Below are 3,451 nucleotides of genomic sequence, written 5' to 3'. Positions count from 1 at the left end.
AAATCATCTACATCACCACCGAACCGGGCTTTGCGCTGGACGCTTACGCGGTTAATCCTCTTAACTATCTCATCAAGCCCATTGACAAAGCAAAGCTGTTCTCCGCACTGGATTTGGCGGCAGAAAAGGTGGATTACGGCGAGGAAACCACCGTCACGGTCAAGACGAAAAACGGTCTGCGGACAATATCCACGGACAGCATCGCCTACTGCGAATATAAAAAACACGCCGCTGTATATGCCCTTATAAACGGTGAAACGGCAGAGACTACGACCATCGTCGGCAGCTTTTCAGCGCATGTCTCCCCACTGCTTCAGAACAAGCATTTTATCCAGCCCCACGCCGCGTTTGCGGTCAACATGCGTTGCGTGGAGCGGCTGAGCAGGGATGGCTTCACACTCAAGGGCGGTGCATTTGTGCCGGTGTCCGGCAAGCAATATACGGCGGTGCGAAACGCCTATATGCGCTATCGGCTTGGGGAGGTGTGACAATGGCGCTTTACGATATTCTCCGTTCTCTTGTCACCAACGCCCTGCTGGTCGCGCTGCTGTTCACATTGGCTCAGCCGAAAGATCGCAAGCATACACCGTGGATAACAATGACCGCTATTGTGGCCACAGACCTTGTAATCAACATCTTCTTCTATCTGCGCGGCGACTACACAACGCTGGCGACGCTGGACATCGTGTTCTTCATTCTTGTGGGCGTGGCCACCAAACCGCTGTTCAAGGAAACACCGGCGCAATGGCTGTTCAACTGCTTCACGGCCATGAACGTATACGCCATCGCTGTGGTCGTGAGCTACTTTACCTGCGACTTTTTCCCATATCCCTACTATGCCAACATGGTGCTCCGTGCGCTGCTGTTTTCCGCTGCAATTCTCCTTTTCCGTAAGCGGCTGCGTCCTCTTTACCGTCAGGCAGCGGAGCATTGGAGCGTCTACTTGTTCGTAGCTGCCGCCCTGTTTTTGAACTTTGCGTATTACTTCGTCTCCGGCGACGACGTGGAGCAGACGCTGAGCGCCGGCTTCGTCCCGCTAATGCTGCTGACGCTGGCGACGGTGCTCATGTATCTGGCCATGTTCCTCTCTCTGCGAAAAACGCTGCGGGAGGCAGCATTGCGGATGGAAAACCTGAAGATACAGTCCGATCGGCAGTTGACGGCTGCGCGCCTCGCGCTGATGGACGAGACGGTGCGGCAAATGAGCATCGTGCAGCATGACCGCCGCCACTTCAACAACACCCTGCTCTCGCTTTTACAGCAGGGCGAAGCAGACAAGGCCGCTGAGCTGATCGAAAAGCAGAGCGAGGCGCTGCCGAAAAAGCCCCGCAAATACTGCGAAAACATGCCGGTAAACGCCGCCGTTTCCTATTACGCCGAACTTGCCCGTCAGCAGGGCATTCGATGCGAGCTGCGGCTGGACATTCCCGAAAAGCTCTCCGCTCCTGAACTTTCTCTTGCAATGGTCGTGTCCAACCTGATGGAGAACGCCATTGCCGCTGTTTCAGCGCTGCCCAAGGAAAAACGCGAGCTGCGCTTTACCGCTGTCAGCGCCGGTCAGATTATTTTTGAAATGACAAATCCCTATGAGGGCGCGATTACGCTGGATGAAAAGGGTCTGCCCATTTCCGCAAGGGAAGGTCATGGCCGTGGCAGCCAGAGCGTTTTTGACTTCGTTAATCAGTGCGGCGGCGAACTGGTATATGAAACGACAGGCGGCGTTTTCAAGGTACGCCTAATGGTGTAACAGGATATTTTTTCGTGAAACAATAACATTAAGCATAAAATCATGCCTTTTATGTATAAATCGGTCGCTCTCTTCTCTTTGGCGCTATCCTTTTATCGGAAAGCCCAAATAGGAAGGAAGCGTTATTTATGAAGAAAGCGATATTTGCAATCATCCTGATAGTTGCCATGACCCTGTCCTTGGCCGGTTACGCAGCGCAGACCGGCACGCAGCCGGAAACGCAGAATGACGCGCAACCGCTGTGGGAGGCGGGCAGCGAGCGGAACAAAATTGTCGTCATCAGCGACCTCCACCTCGGCATAGACGACCAATACGCTGAAACCGTGGCGAACCGTCCGCTGCTCGTCCAGTTCCTGCGGCGGCTTCAAAGCACGACCGATGTGCGTGAGCTTGTCATCGCAGGCGACTTTCTGGACGAGTGGTTCCTGCCCGTCTATTACCCATCATATACGGACGAGGCGCAGTTTTATAAGGGCGTCATCTTAAACAACCAAGCTGTAATCGATGAACTGAATAGCGTGGCAGAAAGCGGCATCCGCCTTGTCTACGTTCCCGGCAATCACGACATGACGCTAGCATCGGAGGTTTTACAGGAGGCCATCCCCCAAATCGAGCAAATGAGGGACGCCGAGGGGCTTGGCTATTACTACACCGGCGACCGACAGGAGATCGCCATTGAGCACGGCCACCGCTACGACGTGTTTTCCGCGCCGGACGCCGTCACCAATGCGGCGTTGTGCGGCAATGACGACACGATACTCCCCGCGGGATATTTCTACGCCCGCTACGCCGCAACATGGGTATTGGAAGGACGTTCTACGGTTGAAAAGGATCTGCCTGTGGTGACCAAAGCGCCGAAGCAGACCGATGCCGACCAGTACGGCGCATACATCTACTACTCGCTTTTGAAAAACATTTCGGAGCGCATGACGCCAAACGAGGCTTTAGACGAGAAGATATTTACTATGCACATCGCGGGCTTTGACGACGCCTACACCTATCTTGACTTCTACCCCTGCCAGCAGGAGGACGGCACGATCTCCGCACCGGTGCTGTATCAAAACATCCAGCGCACATGGGCTGAGCGGCAGGAAATCAATCGTGTCCGCGTTTTAAACGGCTTTGTCGAAGCCGTAGCTGGAACGGTGGATTGGGATTACTACTTTCAGCAGGCCAAGACGCAATATCTTGAAAACCCGGATGAAAACATCGACATCGTGGTGTTCGGACACACCCATGTGCCCGCGCTGACGGAGGCCGAGGGCGGCTCGACTTATGTCAATAGCGGAACATGGGTAGACCATAACACGGACTATCCCGACGCTACCCGCACGTTTGCGGTAATCACCACGGGCGAGCAGGACAAAATTGAACTGCTGAGCTATGAAGAATCCGGCGGGCTGTGGGACATCAGCACACACGTCAATCAGCAATAAGGACATAGCGGGCGGGCGCGCTGCCTGCCCGCTTTCAAAAGGAAGGGCGCGACATATGATGAGCAAGGCCGCGAGACGGCGGGAGGATATGCCACGACTCGCCCCCAACTCCGGCGGCAACGTCTGGCCAAAGCAGCGCTGTCCCGCCTTTACAGCGCGTGGCGGCGCGGCGGAGAACACCTGCTGGTACTGCGTTTATGCCGATTGGATAGCCACAATCGCTGCCCGGAATAACCAAATCTTTGGTTGACGAAAGGGGCAAATGCCC

Annotated in this window: 3 protein-coding genes; all 3 read left to right on the top strand. The window is 55.0% G+C overall.

What is annotated here, in order from left to right; genetic code table 11:
* The coding region (locus tag RRY12_12775; protein ID MEG2185547.1) for a LytTR family transcriptional regulator DNA-binding domain-containing protein at nucleotides 1-488 on the top strand (488 nt) is incomplete at its 5' end.
* Nucleotides 489-490: 2 nt separating this feature from the next.
* A complete protein-coding gene (locus tag RRY12_12770) occupies nucleotides 491-1,747 on the top strand; it encodes a GHKL domain-containing protein (GenBank protein ID MEG2185546.1) in 1,257 nt (418 codons plus the stop codon).
* A gap of 128 nt (nucleotides 1,748-1,875) precedes the next feature.
* The gene (locus RRY12_12765; GenBank protein MEG2185545.1) at nucleotides 1,876-3,183 is read left to right on the top strand and encodes a metallophosphoesterase; all 1,308 of its coding nucleotides are present in this window, start codon (nucleotides 1,876-1,878) and stop codon (nucleotides 3,181-3,183) included.
* Nucleotides 3,184-3,451: the final 268 nt, after the last annotated feature.

This window comes from Cloacibacillus sp. (genome assembly GCA_036655895.1).
Lineage (GTDB): Bacteria > Synergistota > Synergistia > Synergistales > Synergistaceae > JAVVPF01.
The sequence above is the reverse complement of the archived record's forward strand: the minus strand, read 5'-3'. Positions and strand labels throughout refer to the sequence as shown.

Excerpts from the sequence above, each read along its gene's own strand:
- RRY12_12770 (MEG2185546.1), top strand. The coding sequence starts at position 491 with ATGGCGCTTTACGATATTCTCCGTTCTCTTGTCACCAACGCCCTGCTG.
- RRY12_12765 (MEG2185545.1), top strand. The coding sequence starts at position 1,876 with ATGAAGAAAGCGATATTTGCAATCATCCTGATAGTTGCCATGACCCTG.